Origin of the sequence: Porphyrobacter sp. ULC335, from assembly GCF_025917005.1 — a bacterium.
Classification (GTDB): Bacteria; Pseudomonadota; Alphaproteobacteria; order Sphingomonadales; family Sphingomonadaceae; genus Erythrobacter.
Window position 1 is genome coordinate 1,321,836 of record NZ_CP078091.1, and the last position, 18,628, is coordinate 1,340,463.

The 18,628-nt window shown below is 65.4% G+C and carries 15 protein-coding genes; 9 read left to right on the plus strand and 6 right to left on the minus strand.

All coding sequences use genetic code 11. The features are described 5' to 3' along the window. Positions 1-9: 9 nt before the first annotated feature. The gene (gene gcvPA / locus KVF90_RS06480) at positions 10-1,383 is read left to right on the plus strand and encodes an aminomethyl-transferring glycine dehydrogenase subunit GcvPA (protein ID WP_264394026.1); all 1,374 of its coding nucleotides are present in this window, start codon (positions 10-12) and stop codon (positions 1,381-1,383) included. Next, the gene (gene gcvPB / locus KVF90_RS06485) at positions 1,383-2,939 is read left to right on the plus strand and encodes an aminomethyl-transferring glycine dehydrogenase subunit GcvPB (protein WP_264394027.1); all 1,557 of its coding nucleotides are present in this window, start codon (positions 1,383-1,385) and stop codon (positions 2,937-2,939) included. Before gcvPA ends, gcvPB begins: the two co-directional genes overlap by 1 nt. 126 nt (positions 2,940-3,065) lie before the next feature. Here the strand turns inward: gcvPB and KVF90_RS06490 are convergent, their stop codons facing one another. The 4 genes from KVF90_RS06490 to KVF90_RS06505 all read right to left on the minus strand — a co-directional run bounded on the left by KVF90_RS06490 (position 3,066) and on the right by KVF90_RS06505 (position 7,886). After that, positions 3,066-4,373: a lipopolysaccharide biosynthesis protein gene (locus tag KVF90_RS06490; RefSeq protein ID WP_264394028.1), complete on the minus strand. Its 1,308-nt coding sequence runs from the start codon at positions 4,371-4,373 to the stop codon at positions 3,066-3,068. Positions 4,374-4,549: 176 nt separating this feature from the next. Further along, complete coding sequence (locus tag KVF90_RS06495; protein WP_264394029.1) at positions 4,550-5,317, minus strand: hypothetical protein; 768 nt, start codon at positions 5,315-5,317, stop codon at positions 4,550-4,552. Positions 5,318-5,442: 125 nt separating this feature from the next. Beyond that, complete coding sequence (locus KVF90_RS06500) at positions 5,443-6,387, minus strand: polysaccharide deacetylase family protein (RefSeq protein WP_264394030.1); 945 nt, start codon at positions 6,385-6,387, stop codon at positions 5,443-5,445. Between the two features lie 5 nt (positions 6,388-6,392). After that, positions 6,393-7,886: a CoA-acylating methylmalonate-semialdehyde dehydrogenase gene (locus KVF90_RS06505; protein WP_264394031.1), complete on the minus strand. Its 1,494-nt coding sequence runs from the start codon at positions 7,884-7,886 to the stop codon at positions 6,393-6,395. Positions 7,887-8,025: 139 nt separating this feature from the next. Between KVF90_RS06505 and KVF90_RS06510 the strand changes: the two genes are divergently transcribed. Beyond that, positions 8,026-8,961: an SMP-30/gluconolactonase/LRE family protein gene (locus KVF90_RS06510; RefSeq protein ID WP_264394032.1), complete on the plus strand. Its 936-nt coding sequence runs from the start codon at positions 8,026-8,028 to the stop codon at positions 8,959-8,961. On the opposite strand, the gene KVF90_RS06515 is transcribed toward KVF90_RS06510, so the two are convergent. Both KVF90_RS06515 and KVF90_RS06520 read right to left on the minus strand, forming a co-directional pair. Further along, positions 8,958-10,310, minus strand: coding sequence for an aminopeptidase P family protein (locus KVF90_RS06515; RefSeq protein ID WP_264394033.1), 1,353 nt, complete (start codon positions 10,308-10,310; stop codon positions 8,958-8,960). The two genes, KVF90_RS06510 and KVF90_RS06515, sit on opposite strands and share 4 nt — an antisense overlap. Positions 10,311-10,372: 62 nt before the next feature. Next, on the minus strand, positions 10,373-11,155 hold the full coding sequence (locus KVF90_RS06520; RefSeq protein WP_264394034.1) for a citryl-CoA lyase: 783 nt from the start codon (positions 11,153-11,155) through the stop codon (positions 10,373-10,375). Between the two features lie 103 nt (positions 11,156-11,258). Between KVF90_RS06520 and KVF90_RS06525 the strand changes: the two genes are divergently transcribed. From KVF90_RS06525 to KVF90_RS06550, 6 genes are all read left to right on the plus strand, one after another. After that, entirely contained in the window at positions 11,259-12,419 is a 1,161-nt protein-coding gene (locus KVF90_RS06525) for a CaiB/BaiF CoA transferase family protein (RefSeq protein ID WP_264394035.1), read from the plus strand. Then, entirely contained in the window at positions 12,400-13,230 is an 831-nt protein-coding gene (locus KVF90_RS06530) for an IclR family transcriptional regulator C-terminal domain-containing protein (RefSeq protein ID WP_264394036.1), read from the plus strand. Before KVF90_RS06525 ends, KVF90_RS06530 begins: the two co-directional genes overlap by 20 nt. Positions 13,231-13,377: 147 nt before the next feature. Then, entirely contained in the window at positions 13,378-14,913 is a 1,536-nt protein-coding gene (locus KVF90_RS06535; protein WP_264394037.1) for a hypothetical protein, read from the plus strand. 309 nt (positions 14,914-15,222) lie between these two features. Beyond that, complete coding sequence (locus KVF90_RS06540) at positions 15,223-17,442, plus strand: TonB-dependent receptor (protein WP_264394038.1); 2,220 nt, start codon at positions 15,223-15,225, stop codon at positions 17,440-17,442. A gap of 10 nt (positions 17,443-17,452) precedes the next feature. Next, positions 17,453-18,055 (plus strand): NAD(P)H:quinone oxidoreductase, encoded by a 603-nt coding sequence (gene wrbA / locus KVF90_RS06545; protein WP_264394039.1) that lies wholly within the window; start codon positions 17,453-17,455, stop codon positions 18,053-18,055. 21 nt (positions 18,056-18,076) lie between these two features. Continuing rightward, complete coding sequence (locus KVF90_RS06550) at positions 18,077-18,622, plus strand: VOC family protein (protein WP_264394040.1); 546 nt, start codon at positions 18,077-18,079, stop codon at positions 18,620-18,622. Positions 18,623-18,628: the final 6 nt, after the last annotated feature.

Sequence of the window (18,628 nt, forward strand, 5' to 3'; positions counted from 1 at the left end):
CCTCTCCCCATGCGCTACCTTCCCCTCACCGATACCGACCGGCAGGAAATGCTGGCGACAATCGGCGCCGCCACGGTCGATGATCTGTTCGTGGACGTGCCCGAAGTCGCCCGGCTCGATGGCCCGATCCATGGTCTGCCGATGCATGCGAGCGAGATGGCGGTCGAACGCCACATGAAAAAGCTGGCGGCGAAGAACCTGGTGGCGGGCGAGGTGCCGTTCTTCCTCGGCGCGGGGGCGTATCGCCACCACGTGCCCGCCAGCGTCGATACCATCATCCAGCGCGGCGAGTTCCTGACCGCCTACACGCCCTACCAGCCGGAAATCGCGCAGGGCACGCTGCAGATGCTGTTCGAATTCCAGACGCAGGTCGCCCGGCTTTACGGCTGCGCAGTGGCGAATGCCTCGCTCTACGATGGCTCGACCGCGTGCTGGGAGGCGGTGGCGATGGCGACCCGCGTCACCAAGCGCAAGCGTGCGGTGCTCTCGGGCGCGCTGCACCCGCATTACGCGCAGGTGGTGAAGACCATGGCGCACTTCACGGGTGACACCATCGCCGATGCGCTTCCCGCGATCACGCCCGATCCCGAACTTGCGGGCCTGATCGCCCGCATCGACGAGGATACCGCCTGCGTCGTGGTGCAATATCCCGACATTCTCGGCCGCATCAGCGACCTGACCCCGGTGGCCGAAGCCGCCCACGCCAAGGGCGCGCTGCTGGTTGTGGTCAACACCGAGCCTGTGGCGCTGGGCGCGATCAAATCGCCGGGCGAAATGGGCGCGGATATTGTGGTGGGCGAGGGGCAATCGCTCGGCGTCGGCCTCCAGTTCGGCGGCCCCTACCTCGGCCTGTTCGCGGTGCGCGATCCCAAGCACGTGCGCCAGATGCCGGGCCGGCTGTGCGGCGAGACCACCGATGCCGAGGGCAAGCGCGCCTTCGTGCTCACGCTCTCGACCCGCGAACAGCACATCCGCCGCGAGAAGGCGACCAGCAACATCTGCACCAATTCCGGCCTGTGCGCGCTGGCCTTCACCGTGCACATGACGCTGCTGGGTGAACGGGGCCTGCGCGAACTCGCCGCCGAGAACCACCGCTTGGCCTGCATCGCCGCCGACCGGCTGGCCAAGGTGCCGGGCGTGGAAGTGCTCAACAACGCCTTCTTCAACGAGTTCACCCTGATGCTCGGCGGCAAGCCCGCGCGCGAGATCATCCGTGATCTGGCGGATCGCGGCGTGCTGGGCGGTGTGTCGCTGGGGCGGCTCTATCCCGGGGTCGAGGCGCTGGAGCACGCGCTACTCGTCGCCGTGACCGAGACCACCACCGAAGAGGATATCGAGCGGCTCGCGCAGGAGCTTGAAGCCAGCATCAAGGAGACCGTGTGATGAACGCCCCCAACAAGTCCGGCTGGAAGCCCGAGATGGAACTCTCCGAGGACGGGATGCACAACGGCCCCGCCACCACCACCGGCAACCGCGCGCTGATGCTGGAAGAGCCGCTGCTGTTCGAAATCGGCCGCGCCGAAGTGACCGGTGTCGATCTGCCGCCGGTTGACGCCAATGCGCCGACGCGTCTCGGCGGCCTTGCCCGCTCGGAAGCGATCGGCCTCGTCGGCCTGACCGAGCCCGAGACGGTGCGCCACTACACTCGCCTGTCGCGCCAGAACTACGGGATCGACCTCGGGTTCTTCCCGCTCGGTTCGTGCACGATGAAGCACAACCCGCGCCTCAACGAGAAGATGGCGCGGCTGCCGGGCTTTGCCGACATCCACCCGCTCGCCCCGCAATCGACGGTGCAGGGCGCGCTGGAGGTGGTGCACCAGCTCGGTCATTGGCTGTGCACGCTGACCGGCATGCCCGCCGTGGCGATGAGCCCCAAGGCGGGCGCGCATGGCGAGCTGTGCGGCATCCTCGCGATCCGCGCCGCGCACGAAGCCCGCGGCGATGCACGTGAAGTGGTGCTGGTGCCTGAAAGCGCCCACGGCACCAACCCCGCCACCGCCGCCTTCGCCAACTACCGCGTCGAGGATATCCCTGCGACGCCCGAAGGCCGGGTGGATGTGGCGGCGCTCAAAGCGCGTCTCGGCCCTGATGTGGCGGCAGTGATGATCACCAACCCCAACACCTGCGGGTTGTTTGAAAAGGACTTCCGCGAAATCGCCGATGCGGTCCATGCAGTGGGCGGATACGTCTATTGCGACGGGGCGAACTTCAACGCCATCGTCGGCAAGGTGCGACCGGGCGACCTCGGCGTCGATGCCATGCACATCAACCTGCACAAGACCTTCTCCACCCCGCACGGCGGTGGCGGTCCCGGTTCGGGGCCGGTGGTGCTGTCCGAAGCGCTCGCACCTTATGCGCCGTTGCCCTTCATCCGTCAGAAGGACGGCGGCGAGTTCTACCTCGTCGAGGAAGAAAACCGCGAGGAGCGCGGGCCGACCTTCGGGCGCATGACCGCTTTCCACGGACAGATGGGGATGTTCACCCGCGCGCTCACCTACATGCTCAGCCACGGAGCCGATGGCTTGCAGCAGGTGGCCGAGGATGCAGTGCTTAACGCCAACTACATCCTGCGTTCGATGGAGGACATTCTCCACGCGCCTTTCGCGGCGTCTGGCCCGTGCATGCATGAGGCGCTGTTCGGCGACAAGGACTTCACCGAGGGGCTCACCACGCTCGATGTGGCCAAGGGGCTGATCGACGAAGGCTATCACCCGATGACGGTGTACTTCCCGCTGGTGGTCCACGGCGCGATGCTGGTCGAACCGACCGAAACCGAGAGCAAGGCCGCCATCGACCAGTTCATCACCGCCTTCCGGGCTGTGGTGACGCGGGCGCTGGACGGGGACGAGGCGCTGAAGCAGGCGCCCTATTACGCGCCCCGCCGCCGCCTCGACGAGACCGGCGCGGCAAGAAAGCCCAAGCTCGCGTTCGAGGGGTGACAGCCCTTCTCCCCCTCCCCTTGTGGGAGGGGGTCGGGGGGAGGGGGCTCCCACGCCAGCTGCTAAGTGGCGAGGCCTGCGGCCTCGTACCCCTCCCCCAACCCCTCCCGCAAGGGGAGGGGGGCGTTAGCGAGGTGGTGAAGCGGGGTCCGCCCCTTCGTCGTCCGGCTCGTCCACCACCAGCCGGAACTGCCGCAGGTTCACGATCGCCAGATAGAAGCCGACCACCGTCAGCACGCTCGACCCGAGCACCGCAAAGCCTGCGCCCTGCGCGCCCTTCCAGTCGATCGCCATTTCCAGCATCACCAGCGCAAGGATCGTCGGGAACAGCCGCACGAGGAAGGCAACATGCGCCTTGCCCGCGGAGATCAGCAGCGATTCAAGGCTCGCGCCCACCAGTTCCACCGCACCCGCGATGCTGAGGATGATCATCGCCCAGTAGAAGCCGGTGAACTGCTCGCCCGCGATCAGCGCCAGCCCTTCGCGGCCGAACAGGATCGCGCTGACCACCGCCGTCACCCCGGCTATCGCGGCGATGTTCGCCATGCGCCGCGCCATTTCCACCGCGCCGTCCTTGGACTGCACCAGTTCGGGCAGGATCGCCTTCGAGATAGTCTGCGCCAGCGCGATCAGCGCCACGCCCAGCTGGTTGGCGATGCGGAAACCGCCCGCCAGATAGGCCCCTCCAAATGTACCGACCAGCAGGATCATCACCTGCTTGCCCGCCACCGCGAGGCTGCCCGACATGTTGGTCGACAGCACGAATTTCCAGACGTCCTTGTGCCGCGAAGGGATCGTGCGCAGGCTGATCGAAGACAGCGGCACCGGCTGCACCCGCGCGGCGACGATCCACAGGGCAATGGCGGTCGCCACTTCGGACGCGGCGAAGGCGAGGATGAATCCGGTCACATCGGGCATCAGCCACAGGGCCAGCCCCGCGCCGGTGGTGCGCACGATCGGCTGCACGGCTTCCGCCCAGGTCGCTCTGCCATACTCGGAATGGAGCCGCAGCATCCCTGTCGGCGTGGTGCGGATCGTCAGCAGCGAGATCACGCAATAGCCAAAGGTCAGCCACATCAGATCGGGCGGCACGTCGAGCCACAGCGGCGCGGTCAGCACCAGCACCATCGAAGCGAGCGTGCCGACCGCCACCGAGACCCCGTCGAGCGCAACCGCAAACCCCGTCGCCTCTCGCGCGCGCTGGATATCGACGCCGGGATTGTCGGGATCGGCCCCCCAGCGGACAATGAACTGCCAGGTCTGGAAGCTGGAAAAGCCGGTGATCGCCTGCCCCAGCGCAATGATCAGCGCGAAATAGCCGAAGGCTTCGGTGCCAAGCGTGCGCGCGGTGATGGCGAGGTAGACGAGGCTCAACACCGCGTTGAACCCGCGCCCGCCGAGCAGCCAGCCCATATTGGCGAAAACCTGCTTCATGATGTGACCGGCGCGGCCTAGCTTTCGGCCTTGGCGCGCAGGGCGGGCAGGGGCAGGTTTACCATGCGCGCGGCCTTAGCCGCAAAGCGAGCGGTTCGCCAAGTGCGGATGGTGTGGCACTTGCAACAAACGCCCCCGCGCCATGCACCGGACGCGGACCACGTTACTGGAGGACGCTAACCTGCGGACGGGCAGCGCAGCAAGGTTTCCACCTGTTCCGGATCGTCAATCGGGCGAAATCTTGCATAGGGGTTGGGCTGCCAGTCAGGATCTGCGGAGGCCCGCCCGATCTGGCCAAGGCTGAGAATTGTCAGCTGCTTCCCGTCCGGTGACAGGCGCAGGACGCGCTGTTCATCGAAAGAAATGTCGGCGATGGAAACCGAAGCTTCGATCAGGACTTCGTCCGGGTTTCTGCCTGTTGGCTTGACCATCAAGGTGCGCTCGCCGACCTCGGGCGAAACGAAGCCGGCCGGCGTCACGCGGAAGCTGGCGTAATCGACGCCGCAATCTTTCTTCTCGGTCGCCCATTCGCCAACGAACTGCGCAGGGATCGGATCGGCGCAGCGCCACAGCCGTCTGGCCAATGCGCTTTCACCTTCGAGATCTTCGATATCCATCGCCATGCGGCGCTGATCGATCGTCAGGCGGATTTTCGCACGCCATTCTCCGCCGCCCCCCGATATGTCCACCACCGCATCATAGGCAGCGGGATCGTCGGCGACCTTCTCCAGCGTCAGGATATCGGCACCGCCTTCTTCGGTAATGAGCCCGCTGTCCGAAACCTGCCACAGCGCGAAAGGCGACGGATTGGCATGGCAAGCCTCAGGCTGGGTGGTCCATTCGCCGTGGAATGCCTCGGGAAGCCGGAGGGCGACCGGCCTCTCTGCGTGAAGGCCGCCCGCGCCCACAGCGGCCAGCATTGCGGTGAGAACGAGGCGATACATCGGGGGAATCCTGTGAACGAAGCGAAGCGACCGAGCGTAGCCGGTGGCGGACCGTCGCCCAATGGTCAGTAACGTACTGGTGCAATCTGCCATTGCCTGTGGAGATCGGTTTCAGGCACGCTTCCTCACTTCTTCTGCGGCTCCGCCAGCACCTTCTGCTCGAACAGCCAGCTCATCATGTCGGTGCTCATCCACAGCGGCGCGATGGGCGGCTTGATATCGCGTTCCCACGCCATTGCGCCGGTCAGGGTGCCATAGGCGTAGGGCACGTCGGGCATGGCGGCGGCAAGCTCGACGTCGGCATAGGCCTCGTCGGCGGTGATGATCGTCCAGCCATCGCGCCGCAGTTCGGCGACAAGATCGGCGATGAACAGCGCGGCGAGATCGGTCTCGTGCAGCAGCATCACCTGCGGCGGCACACGGCCCAACGTGCGCCGGGCCAGCGCCTCGTGATAGGCGATGCCGCTCATCTGCGATTGCAGGTAGAGCTGTCGCAGCGCGGCCATGTCGATGGCGCGGCCATCGCGCTTGGCATCGATGCTCAGCTGCTCGAGATGCCAGTCCGACCCGTCGGCGGTGACATAGCCGTTCCTGAGCCCCCGCGCCGCGAGCCCCGCGCGCACGGCATCGCGCCGCGCCTTGTCGCGGGCGCCCTCGTCGAGATAGGGAAAACGGAACCACGGCCTGACGCCCGGGCGGCCAGCCAGCCAAGCCCCGGCGCGGTCGATGTCGGCGAGATAATCGGCCGCTTCGGTCTTGCTCAGGCGGGTATGGTCATGGCTGTGATTGGCGATCACGTGCCCGGCCGCGACATAGGCTGAAATCCGCGCTTCGCCGCCTGCACCGTCGGGGGTGTCGAGCCGTCCGGTGGTCACGAAGAATGCCGCCTGCGTGACATCCGCTTCGCGCAGGGCTGCGATAAGCCGCTGCGCGCGCTCGTCAGGCGTGAAGAACGCCCCCGCCTGGCGCGGCACATCGTCGAAGGTGAGCGCGATCCGCTTGTCCTGCGCGGCAGCAGGCGCGGCACCCGCAAGGATCAGCGCGCACAGCGCCATGAGGAATGCGCGCACGCCCTTCACCCCATCGTCGGAATCACAAAGGCGTTCGACCCGTCCTGCGAGCCATCCGGCCAGCGCTGGGTGATCTTCTTGTTCTTCGTCCAGAACCGCAGGCCTTCCGTCCCGTACTGGTCGATATCGCCGAAGCCCGACCGCTTCCACCCGCCGAAGCTGTGGTAGGCGACCGGCACCGGGATCGGCACGTTGATGCCGACCATGCCGACATTCACCCGCGCGGCGAATTCGCGCGCGGCGTGGCCGTTGCGGGTGAAGATCGCGACACCGTTGCCATACTGGTGCTCGCTGGGCAGGCGCACGGCCTCCTCGAAGTCCTTGGCGCGGACGATTTGCAGGACGGGGCCGAAGATTTCCTCCTGATAGGATGTCATCTGCGGGGTGACGTGGTCGATCAGAGTGGGGCCAACGAAGAAGCCCTTCTCGTGCCCCTGCAGCGTGAAGCCGCGCCCGTCGACGACGATCTCCGCGCCTTCCTGCTCGGCCGTGGTGATCCACTGTTCGATCCGCGCCTTGTGTTCAGGCGTGACGACGGGGCCGTAATCGGCGTCAGGATCGTTGGAGACACCGATGCGCAGCCCCGCGATCGACTTGAGCAGCTTTTCCTTCAGCCGCTCCGCCGTCTCCTCGCCCACCGGCACCACCACGGGCAGCGCCATGCAGCGTTCGCCCGCCGAGCCGAAGGCCGCGCCGGTCAGATCGGTGACGACCTGATCGAGATCGGCATCGGGCAGCACGATCCCGTGGTTCTTCGCGCCGCCGAAGGCCTGCACCCGCTTGTTGTTGGCGCTCCCGCGCGCGTAGATATATTGCGCGATGTCGGAACTTCCGACGAAGCTGATCGCGGCGATATCCGGGTGGTCGAGGATCGCGTCGACCATTTCCTTGTCACCATGGACAACCTGCAGCAGCCCTTCGGGCGCGCCCGCTTCAAGGAACAGTTCGGCGAGGCGCACCGGCACGCTGGGATCGCGTTCCGAGGGCTTGAGGATAAAGGCATTGCCCGCCGCGCAGGCCATGCCGAACATCCACATCGGGATCATCGCCGGGAAGTTGAACGGCGTGATGCCCACGCCGATGCCGAGCGGCTGGCGCATCGAATAGACGTCGATCCCCGGTCCTGCGCCGTGGGTGTATTCGCCCTTCATGATCTGCGGCAGGCCGCAGGCGTATTCGATCACTTCAAGCCCGCGCTGCACGTCGCCGCGCGCGTCAGGGACGGTCTTGCCGTGTTCGCTGGAGAGCATTTCGGCCAGCGACTGCATATTCGCCTCGACCAGCTCCTTGAAGGCGAACATCACCCGTGCGCGGCGCTGCGGATTGGTGGCGGCCCAGGCGGGCTGGACGCGCTTGGCGGTCTCCACCGCGCGGGCGAGCAGCGCGGCATCGCCCAGCGCGACTTCGGCCTGCACTTCGCCGGTCGAGGGGTTCCAGATGGCGTGCTTGCGGGTGGGGGCCGGGCTGTCGCCGACGATGAAGTGGTCGATCTGACGCATGGATTGGGGTCTCCTGTCTCTGCCGCCCCAATGCCCCCCGCGAAGGCCTCATGCAAGCCTTGCGGCTCCCCTCAAAAGTGCTGGCATCGCTGAACGCGGCGGGGCAGGTTGCGCGTGCGACGAGATGCGAAAGGTACGGATGATGGGCAAGACTTGGGGCTGGATTGCAGGACTGGCAGCGGCGTGGGCGGCCAGCGGTGCGCTCGCTGAAACGCCCGAGACCGAGGGCGGCATCATCATCCCCGAAAGCCTTGAGCTTGCGGCAACCGGATACACCTTCACCGAAGGTCCGGCGTGGGACGGGGCGCGACTGATCTTCAGCGATATTCCGGGTGACACGGTCTATCTGCTGACGCCGGGAGCGGGCGTGCCGAAAGTGCTCTACACGCCGAGCGCGAACGCCAACGGCCACACTTTCGATCTGCAAGGCCGGCTGCTCAATGCCGAGCATGGCAGCGGTGAAATCACCCGCTGGACGCAGGAGGGTGGCCGCAAGACCATCGTTGCGGCCCATGAAGGCAAGCGCCTCAACAGCCCTAACGATGTCGTCGTGCGCAGCGACGGGCTGATCCTGTTCACCGATCCGCCCTATGGCCTCGGCCAGCGTGCGGCCGAGCTGGGCTTCTCCGGGGTGTTCGCGCTCGACGAGGCGACCGGCAAGATGGTGCTGATCGACGATGCGTTGTCCCGTCCCAACGGCCTCGCGCTCTCGCCCGATGAAAAGGTGCTCTATGTCGGCGACACCGCCACCCAGACGCTGTGGGCCTATGACCTTGCTGCCGATGGCACCGCTTCGGGCAAGCGGCTGGTCGTCGATGTGACCGACGACAGCAAGCCGGGCCGCGTGGACGGCGTGCGCGTGGATACGGAAGGCCGTGTCTATTTCACCTGCCCCGGCGGCATCTGCGTGGTCGATCCCGCTCGCAGAGAGGTGATCGAACGGCTTGCCACGCAAAAGCGCGCGACCAACCTTGCGTGGGGCGGGGCTGACCTGTCGGAACTGTACATCACCGCGCTGACCGATGTTTACCGCGTCAAGACCCGCGCGAAGGGCACCGGTTCGTCGAGCCGCTAGCCCGAGGGGATCAGCGTGATTTCCGTCTGGCGCCCGTCGATATAGCGCACGGTCTCGCCGTCGAAGAAGGCGTCCTCCTCGGTGCGGAAATCGACGCGCTGGTCGCCCCATTCGGGCACGTTCGCATAGGAGGTCAGCTCGATCGACCATGCCGTGTTCGCCCGGATCGGACCGCTGCCGCGCGGATCAGCCTTCTGGTTGTCCCAGAAACCGATGCTCGGCCCCGCGCCGTGGCCGTGGTGGCCGATGGGGTGGGTGTAAATCGACGGATCGAGCCCCGCCGCGATGCTATCGGCGCGGGCCTGTGCCAGCGCATCATTGCCGCTTATGCCCACCTTGAAGGCGCGGGTGAGGAAATCCTGCACCTTGTTGCTGTTCGCCAGCCCCGCACGCAGACCCGCCGGAGCCGCCGTCTCGCCGGGCTTCAATACATAGGCTAGGTGCTGCGTATCGGTGTTGAGGCGCAAATAGGTGATGCCGAAATCGGTCCACAGCAGATCGCCCGGCTGGATCACTTCCACGCCTTCAATCATCCCCTTCACGCCCTGCCGCTGGATGGCGACCGAGGGGTGGAACCACGGGTCGAGCCCCAGCGCCAGCAGCCGGTCGCGGTACCACCATTGCACCTGTTCTGCGGTGGTGACGCCGGGGGTGATGACCTTGCGAGAGAACGCTTCCCCGATCACCGCATGGGCGATGCGTACCACGGTGGGGTAGAGTTCCATCTCCGCAGGCGTGCGGGTCTCCAGCCAGCGGATCGCCAGCCCTTCGCCACTGGTGACGCGCTCGTGCAGTTCGGTGGGCAGGGCGGACATGAAGCGATCATATTGGCTCAGCGTCATGCCATCTGCGAACTGATAGAGGTCCGAGGAGTTGATCGCGATTTTCTTCGGATCGCGCGCGGCGATGATCTCGGCGACCGCGGCCCATTGGTCGGGCTGCTTGTCCGGGTTCCACGTGGGCGCGAACAGCCCGCCGAGGCCGTATCGGCTGACAGTCAGCCGCTCGACAGGCTTGCCTTCGCCCGGATCGAAGAAGATCAGGATCGTCCGCCGCCGCGCGTGCATGTTTTCCGCGTCGAGCATGGTGGCGACCACCGGCTCCTCGAAATATTCGCGCGCGACCAGCAGCCACATGTCCACGCCCTCGGCGCGCATGATCTGCGGGATCAGGGTGTCGAGCCGTTCAGCAAGGATGCGGTTCTCAAGCGCCGCCCGTTCGCGCGGGGCGAGGATGGCGGGCAGGGCGGGGGCGGCGACCTCTGTTTGGCTGAGCGGCAGGGGTGCGTCAGCCAGCGCAGGCGTCGCAGCCAACAGCGCCGCGAATGAAATCAAATGCCGTCCGATCATGCTCGTCCCCTTTGCTGCGCGCCAACAGTGGCCGAGGGGCAGCGCCGGATCAAGCGGGCAGCTTATTCGCTTCCGTCGTCGAACCCGATCCGCTCCGCCGCCGCGCCGCTCATGATGAAGCCGATGGGCCGCTCGGTCTCTTCCTGAAGGTGCGCGATCAGGCTGGCGGTGCGGGCAAGGAGCGAGATGCCCTTGAGCGCGGCAAGCGGGAAGCCTGCGTCGAGCATCACGGCGGGGATTGCGCCGTTGACGTTGATGGGCAGGCCGCGGCCGATAGCCTCGGGCAAAACCTGCTCGATGGTGCGCAGCATGGCGATATGCTTGCCCTCCATCCCGTGCTCCTTGGCGAGGGCGAGCAGGCGGTGCGCGCGCGGGTCGCCGCCGGAGTGCTGGGGGTGGCCGAAGCCGGGGATCGCCTTCTTCTCGGCCCGCAGCGCCTTGATGGCGGCGATGGCGGTGGCGGCGGCATCACCGCCCTCGGCATCGGCGACGACCTGCGCATAGAACTTGCCCGCGACCTCGGCGCTGCCCAGCACCACAGAGCCGCAGCCCAGCAGCCCGGCGGCCACCGCGCCGTGGAAGGCCTCGGGCGCGGCGGCATAGGTCATGCGCGTGGCGACGACGCTCGGCACCAGCCCGTGCTCGGCAATCGCGCACAGCACCGCGTCCGCCAGCGCCTTCTGCGGGGCCGAGGGCATGGTGCCCGTCACCAGCAGCCAGAAATAGCTCGTGAAGTCGACATGGCCGATCACCTCGCTACACAGATCCAACCCCCGCACGGTGATGCTCGTCGCATCCGAGGTGCAAATCGAGGTGACGGCGTTATCCTGCTTGCCGATGCGCATGGGGCGTGCCTTTTCGTTATTCGAAGTTGATTTCGGTATGCGAAGAATATAGTGTCACATCGACCGCGAGGCAAGCTTTGGGCAATCAGATGGGATTTGTTGGATGACAGCTCGGCCATTGGCAGGCGTTACCGTGCTTGAAATGGGCACCTTCATCACCGGCCCTGCCGCCGGGATGCTGCTGGCCGACATGGGCGCGGATGTCATCAAGGTCGAACAGCCCGGCACCGGCGATCCCTTCCGCAGCTTCAAGGGTGAACTCTATTCGCCCCACTTCCAGACCTATAACCGCAACAAGCGCTCGATCACCATCGATCCCAAGAACCCCGAGGACTTGGCCGTGCTCGACCGGCTGGTGGCCGAAGCGGACGTGTTCATCCAGAACTTCCGCCCCGGCGTGGCGGACCGGCTGAAGGTCGATGCGGCGCGGCTCCAGGCGATCAACCCCGCGCTGGTCTATGCCTCGATCTCGGGCTTCGGGCCCGAGGGGCCGGAGCGTGATCGCCCCGCTTTCGACACCGTGGCGCAGGCCGCCAGCGGATTCCTGCGGCTGCTGGTCAACCCCGAGCATCCCCGCGTCGTCGGTCCGGCGATCGCCGACGCCATGACCGGCTTCTACACCGCATTGGGCATTCTGGCGGCACTCAATGAACGCCACACCACCGGCAAGGGCCGCGTGGTCGAAACCTCGATGTTCGAGGCGATGTGCCACTTCAACCTCGACGATTTCACCCACCTGCTCTCCGCCGATCAGGTGATGGGGCCATACTCGCGCCCCCACGTCTCGCAGAGCTATGTTTTCCAATGCGCCGACGGCAAGTGGCTGGCGCTGCACATGTCCTCCCCGCCCAAGTTCTGGGAGAACCTCGCGATTGCCGTGGGCCAGCCCGACATGCTGGGCCTGCCCGCCTTCGCCAGCCGCGAAGCGCGCATCGCGCATTACGAAGATGTCGTCGCCTTTCTCGCCCCGATCTTTGCGCAGCAGACCCGCGATCACTGGACGGCGGAGCTGACCCGCCTCGAAGTCCCCAATTCGCCCGTCTATGACAGTGCCGAAGTCCTCGCCACCGAGCAGGCCAAGGTGCTCGGCATCGAAGTGACCGACGCGCACGGGCCGAAGGGCGAGTTCCGCACGATCCGTTTCCCCCTCAGCTTCGATGGCGAACGGATGGACAGCGTCACCGCGCCGCCCCTATTGGGGGCCGACGACGCGGCGGTTCGCCGCTCCATCGAAAGGCCGGTGCATGGGATCCGCAGGGGCTGACGCCGCAGACAAGCTTGCCGGGGGGAAAGACCCGGAATTTCTCTCGACGCTGGAGCGGGGCCTGCGCGTCCTCAAGGCGTTTGACGAGGATCACCCCGAAATGACCCTCTCCGAGGTGGCAGCCAAAACGGCGCTGCCCCCGGCGGTGGCGCGGCGCTGCCTGATCACGCTGGTGGAGCTGGGTTACGTTGGCCAGCACGAGCGCAAGTTCCTGCTGCGCCCGGCGGTGCTGACCATTGGTTCGGCCTTCCTTGCCTCGATGCAGATCGAACAGGTGGTGCTGCCCCCCTTGCAAGGGCTGCGCGACCAGACCGGCGACAGCGCGTCGCTCGCCGTGCTGTCAGGGGCGGAGATCCTCTACGTCGCCCATGTCTCGACCGACCGGCGCTTCCGCGTGGCGGCGGGGGTGGGCACGCGCTTTCCCTTCCACGCAACCTCGCTGGGCAAGGCGCTCGCAGCGCACCTGCCCGAGGGCGAGCGGGAGAGCCTGATGGCTGCCGCCCCGTTCCAGCGCTTCACCGAACGCACCGTCACCGATGGCGCGGCGATGGCCGAGCGCCTGAACCTGATCGCCACGCGCGGTTACGATTCGGCGCTGGATGAACTCGATTACGGCATCGTCTCGGTCGCGGTGCCGATCTTCGGGCGTGGCGGGCGGGTGATTGCCAGCATCAACTGCTCCACCTCGACCACCCGCATTTCGCAAGACGAGCTGGTGCGCACCCGCCTGCCGCTGCTGCGCGAGGCTGCGGGCGAGATCGAGGCGTCGCTGAAGCGCTGGCCCGCGCTTGAGGCCTCGCTGCGGCCTTAGGGGGCAGGGCGATACGAGCGCCCACTTTCGCGCGGGCGCAGAAAAACCTGCCGGTCGTGAAACGACGCCCGTCTCGCTGCAAGGATCATCGCAAGCAATTTCTGCTGCTGAGGTTGGCTTCAACGCCCGGTCAGAATATGCTGCATTATGCGTTCTGTTCTCACAGCGGTGTTGCTCGGGGTCGCCCTGATCTCTCCACCATCCGATGCTATCGCTAGAACGCTCAGCGACCAGCAGGTGGCCCGACTGGATTTCGAGGAGCTGCGGTTCGTTTGTCCGCTCGGCGGGGAGAAATTCAAACAGGCGGTGACGCATCCGCATTTTCCGTTGGAGAGCTTTCCGGACGGCAGTCATCCCGGCGACGAATGGATTGATCAGGTCATCCCCGAATGCCCCGACAATGGCCTGCTGATCCTCCCCGACTACGCCGCCACGCCGGAAGGGCAGGTGCCGCCGCAATATTACACCTACAGCGCCGCCGATCTCGATCGCTTGCCCGGCCTGCTCGCAAGCGCGGATTGGCAGGCACTGCGCGGGCAGACCCGCACCTTGCGTGGCTATTGGCTGGCGACGCAGTTGGGCCTTGCGGCGAAGGCGCGGTGGCATTTGCTGCTGCACGCCAGTTGGGGCGCAGAAGATGGCGAGCAACGACGTACCGCGCTGGAATGGCTGCTGCGCGATGGCCCTGGGCTGATCGAAGCGGCTTTTGCCGGGAAAATAGAGGAAGAAATCTGGGCCCGCGAACGGATCGTCAATGCCACCCGCGAATTGGGCCGTTTCGAGGACGCCGCAGCGCTAATTGGGCTCGACGCCGCGCTTGTGCCTATCAACGGCACGGATACCTCGCCAGAACTGGTGGATGATCCCATGGGCCTTGCTCTTGGCGCCCGTGACGACGACCGTTTCGCCATTGATCTCCTGAGCGATGACATGGCTGGCCGGGTCTGCAATCTGGCGGAATACGCCCAATATCGCGGTGCTCATGCCGCGGAACGCTGTGCCGCCCGGGAACGGCGTTCTCAGGCCCGGCAGGCCATATTGGACGAGGCCTTCGAACTATCCCGGAACATCGCAGCGCTTGACATAGAATGCGAAAGGGTAGCCGAGGCCGCCCGCCGCCCAGCCTTGGCGCGGGCCTGCGACTATCGCCAGTCCGATCTCAGTCAAGCCGAGGCGGACAGCATGCTGAAGCTGCAAACCGATACGGTGGCAGAGGCTTGCTGGGTCGGCCCGACCAAGGTCCCCACGATTACGACGATGGACAAAGCCTGCGCCGGTTATCGCTGGGCCATGGGCGCAGTGGTGCTCCATCTTCTGGTGCGCGACGCGCGCGCCTATGACATCCTCTGCAAACAGATGCCGGTCACTTATGAAGAGGATGACGAGGTCAATCTCGCCTGCACGCAAGCAACGGACAGGCTTGCCGACATTGGTGCGCTGGAGTTGTGGAAAGATCTGCCTGCCCTACGCAGATATTGTGCGAAGACCGATCTGGAACAGCGAAGCCGCGCGCATATCGTCGCCTGCGTCTGGACGGAATTCCACAACGAGAAGAACCCGCCCGAGGCATATGCGCTGGAATATCTCAACGGCCCGATGTTCTTCGACGCATTGACCGAGCACGCGGTCCCCTATGCCCGAAAGCTGGTCGAAAAGCTGATCGCCGAACGGAGCGAGCGCTAACCAGGCCCAATATCCCGGCTTTCTGGGCGCATTCAGGCACAGCGCAGGGATAATCTGCCCCCTCCTGAGGAGTGGCGGCTTTCCACCCACAAGCACCCGCAAAGCCACCTCTAACGCTCTCCAAGGCACCTCTGACGCAGGCTGGGTTACCTCTGGCGCGGCCTGAAACGCCGCGCAGCGTGGCCGCGTTGCCACAATCCCGAGATTTCGCATATCGAAGTTGACTTCGCATTGCGAATTTCATAGTTGCAGCCTAGGGAGGGGTCGCCAAAAGAGCGGCGCGTTCGCGCGCACACAGGGGAGAGTTGTATGAAGTTTCCGGGCATGAGCCTCGCCGCGCGCGGGCTTGTCAGCACCACGGCCATCGCTGTCGCCGCGCTCGCCGCCGCGCCGCTCGCCGCACAGGACGCCGCAGCACAGGAAGAGGCCAGCGACGATCAGGGCATCGTCGTCACCAGCTTGCGCCGCAGCGAAACCCTTCAGGACACGCCCGCAGCGGTGACCGCGTTTGATTCCCAGGCGATCCAGAACGCCGGGATCGAGCGTCCGGCGGACTTCATCGCCCTGACCCCCAACGTGAACCTCGTCGAGACGCAGAACGCGGGCAATGCCTTCGTCATCATTCGCGGCATCACCCAGAACCGCAACTCCGAGCCTTCGGTCGCGGTGATCGTTGACGGCGTGCAGCAGGTGAACCCGGCGCAGTTCAATCAGGACCTGTTCGATATCGAGCAGATCGAAGTGCTCAAGGGTCCGCAGGGCGGCCTTTACGGACGCAATGCCATCGGCGGCGCGATCATCATCACCACCAAGCCCGCGACCGACGAGTTTGCGGGCAATGTCACTGCCGGTGTGGACAATGGCTTCGGCTATTTCCTGCGTGGCGGGATCAGCGGGCCGATTGCCGAGAACGTCAAGTTCCGCATCGCCGGGTCATATTACAACACCGACGGCTTCATCCAGAACACCTTCCTGAATGACGAAGCCGATCCGGTCGAGGATTTCAGCCTGCGCGGCAACCTCGTGATCGAGGCGACCGACAAGCTGACCTTCGATCTGCGCGGTTCGGTGAACCAGCTGCGCACGCAGGGCCTTTATTACAACATCGTCGGTGACGTGAACACGGTTGCCGATGTCGAGGTGAACAACCCCGGCCAGAACGACCGCGATATCTACAACATCGCGCTGAAGGTCGAATATGCGGGCGACAACGCCGTGCTCACCTCGGTGTCGTCCTACGACACGGTCAAGGAAGTGCTGACCGGGGACGCCTTCGACTTCAAGCCGATCCCGGACAGCTTCTTCTTCAACCTGTTCGAATTCCTGTTCGGCGCGGGCAACGGCTTCGACCTCAACCAGAGCCAGTATCTGAACGTCAAGGCGTTCAGCCAGGAAGTGCGCCTCGCCTCGCCCGAGGATGGCCGCGCGCTGAACTGGATGGTCGGCGGCTACATGATCGACACCACCCGCTTCATCTCGACCGGCAACATGATCGATACCGGGCAGGGCGTCTTCCCGGTGTTCCGCAGTCCTTCGACCAACCCGATCAACCCGCAGTTCTCCTATCTGGCCGATGGTCAGGAGAACTTCGCCTGGGCGCTGTTCGCCAATGCAGGTTACGAGTTTTCGCCGCAGTTCCGCGCCGATGCCTCGCTGCGCTATGACCGCGACCGCCGCCGCCAGACAACGCTGACCCCGCAGGCCTTCCTGCCCAACGTGCCGGGCGTGCCGCAGGCCGTGAGCGGCGAGGTGCGCACTGTCACCTTCGACGATTGGCAGCCCAAGCTGACCCTCACCTATGAACCGACCCCCGATCTGACGATCTACGGCGGCTATTCGCGCGGCTTCCGTTCGGGCGGGTTCAACCAGACCGGCGTCGGCGCGGAAGCGGTGAACAATGGCATTGTCGGCGTGGGCGATATCTTCAACTCCGAAACCGCCGACACCTTCGAGATCGGGGCCAAGGCCCAGCTCGGCCCGGTGCGTCTGGCGGGCGCGGCCTACACCACCAAGTCGGAAAACAGCTACTTCTTCGTCTTCCTCGCCCAGTCCTCGACCCAGAACCTCGGCAACATCCCCGAGACGCGGATCAACGGCTTCGAGCTGGAAGCGACGGCGGAGATCCTCCCCGATCTCGACATCAACGCCGCAATCGGCGTGACCGACAGCGAGATCAATGCCTTCGCCGACCCGTCGGTGATCGGCAACGAAGCGCCGCAGATCTCGCGTTATACATTCAACCTCGGCGCGCAATATGCAGGCCCGATCAGCGACAGCGTCGATGGCCTGCTGCGGATCGACTATCGCCGCATCGGCAAGACCTGGTGGGAGCCGTTCAACACCACGGTCCGTCAGCCGGTCGATCTGGTCGATGTGCGTGCGGGCGTGACGCTCGGCAACGGCGTGTCGATCACTGCCTTCGCGCAGAACCTGTTCGACGAGACGTATAATGCCGAATTCTCGCCCGGCGGCTTCGTCTTCCGTGCCCGTCCGGCCCGCTACGGGTTTGAAGTCGGTTACAAGTTTTAGGGGTTAGATCATGACCAAGGTGCTGGTGCTCTACTATTCGAGCTATGGTCATATCGAGGCCATGGCCGCTGCGGTTGCCGAGGGCGCTGCCAGCGTCCCCGGCACCGAGGTGACGGTCAAGCGCGTCCCCGAATTGGTGCCGGAGACGGTGGCGGCGGCTTCAGGAATGAAGGTTGACCAGCGCGCTCCGATTGCGACCCCGGACGAGTTGGCGGATTACGACGCGATCATCTTCGGCACACCCACCCGCTTCGGCAACATGGCCGCGCAAATGCGCAACTTCCTCGATCAGACCGGCGGGCTTTGGTTCACCAAGGCGCTGGTCGGCAAGGTCGGGAGCGTGTTCGTCTCCACCGCCAGCCAGCACGGCGGGCAGGAGACCACCATCACCTCGTTCCACACCACGCTGCTGCATCACGGCATGGTGATTGTCGGCCTGCCCTATACCTTCGCGGGCAATTCCGAGATGGGCGAGATCAGCGGCGGCACCCCCTATGGCGCGAGCACTTTGGCGGGTAATGACGGCAGCCGGATGCCGAGCGACAACGAGCTTGACGGTGCCCGCTTCCAGGGCGCGCACGTGGCCAAGATCGCTGCCAAGCTGGCCGCTTGATTGACTACAGGAGACCGCACGATGACGAAGATTTTGGCGAACCGCCTGCACCACACCGCCTATGTCACCAAGGACCTCGAAGCGACCCGCGCCTTCTATGAAGACGTGCTCGGCTTCCCGCTGATGGCGACCTATTGCGAGAAGGACGAACTGTTCGGCAAGGAACGCGTCTATTGCCACGTGTTCTTCGAACTGGCCGATGGCAGCGCGCTCGCCTTCTTCCAGTTTGCCGATCCGGACGACCAGGCCGAATTCGGCCCCGAAATGCCGTCCAGCCCCTTCATCCACATCGCGCTACAGGTCGATGCCGAGGGCCAGGCCGAATTGGCCAAGCGCATCGCCGCCGCCGGGATCGTGGAACCGCAGACCTATGTGCTGGAGCATGGCTATTGCCGCTCGCTCTATGTCACCGATCCCAATGGCATGATCATCGAATTCACCCATGATGATCCGCGCGCCGCGCCGCTCGATGCAGACCGCCGTACGGCAGCCCACGCCGAATTGAAGCGTTGGCTCGCCGGGCAGCACCACAACAACAACCCGTTCCGCGCCGAAGAAGCGGCCTGAGCCAGC